Below are 1,161 nucleotides of genomic sequence, written 5' to 3'. Positions count from 1 at the left end.
CATAAAACTCGCTAGAGGCTTTTCTCGACAGCATAGGATCATCCACTTCACCACAATCGGCTCGGCATCAGGTCTCAGCCTAATGTGCGACGGATTTACCTACCGCACGGCCTACACCCTTACCCCGGGACAACCACCGCCCGGGATGGACTACCTTCCTGCGTCACCCCATCACTCACCTACTAACCGCTTGGGCCGGCGGCTCCACCACTTTCCATTCCCCGAAGGGTCCGGAACGGCTTCACGGCCTTAGCATCACGATGCTCGATGTTTGACGCTTCACAGCGGGTACCGGAATATCAACCGGTTATCCATCGACTACGCCTGTCGGCCTCGCCTTAGGTCCCGACTTACCCTGGGCAGATCAGCTTGACCCAGGAACCCTTAGTCAATCGGCGCACACGTTTCCCACGTGTGTATCGCTACTCATGCCTGCATTCTCACTCGTCAACCGTCCACAACTCGCTTACGCGGCTGCTTCACCCGGCAGACGACGCTCCCCTACCCATCACAGCAGGCGTTGGCCCTATAGCTGCAATGACACGACTTCGGCGGTACGCTTGAGCCCCGCTACATTGTCGGCGCGGAATCACTAGACCAGTGAGCTATTACGCACTCTTTCAAGGGTGGCTGCTTCTAAGCCAACCTCCTGGTTGTCTCTGCGACTCCACATCCTTTCCCACTTAGCGTACGCTTAGGGGCCTTAGTCGATGCTCTGGGCTGTTTCCCTCTCGACCATGGAGCTTATCCCCCACAGTCTCACTGCCGCGCTCTCACTTACCGGCATTCGGAGTTTGGCTAAGGTCAGTAACCCGGTAGGGCCCATCGCCTATCCAGTGCTCTACCTCCGGCAAGAAACACACGACGCTGCACCTAAATGCATTTCGGGGAGAACCAGCTATCACGGAGTTTGATTGGCCTTTCACCCCTAACCACAGGTCATCCCCCAGGTTTTCAACCCTGGTGGGTTCGGTCCTCCACGAAGTCTTACCTCCGCTTCAACCTGCCCATGGCTAGATCACTCCGCTTCGGGTCTTGAGCGTGCTACTAAAACGCCCTGTTCGGACTCGCTTTCGCTACGGCTACCCCACCCGGGTTAACCTCGCAACACACCGCAAACTCGCAGGCTCATTCTTCAAAAGGCACGCAGTCACGACGTAC

At 57.1% G+C, this 1,161-nt stretch carries 1 rRNA gene (cut by both window edges); it reads right to left on the bottom strand.

From position 1 onward, the window contains the following. Window positions 1-1,161, bottom strand: a 23S ribosomal RNA gene (locus AB0G32_RS40180) (it extends past both window edges: 1,413 nt to the left, 143 nt to the right).

Source organism: Streptomyces sp. NPDC023723 (genome assembly GCF_040639815.1).
In the GTDB taxonomy this organism is placed as follows: domain Bacteria; phylum Actinomycetota; class Actinomycetes; order Streptomycetales; family Streptomycetaceae; genus Streptomyces.
Note: the sequence above shows the minus strand (reverse complement) of the source record. Positions and strands in the feature narration are given on the sequence as shown.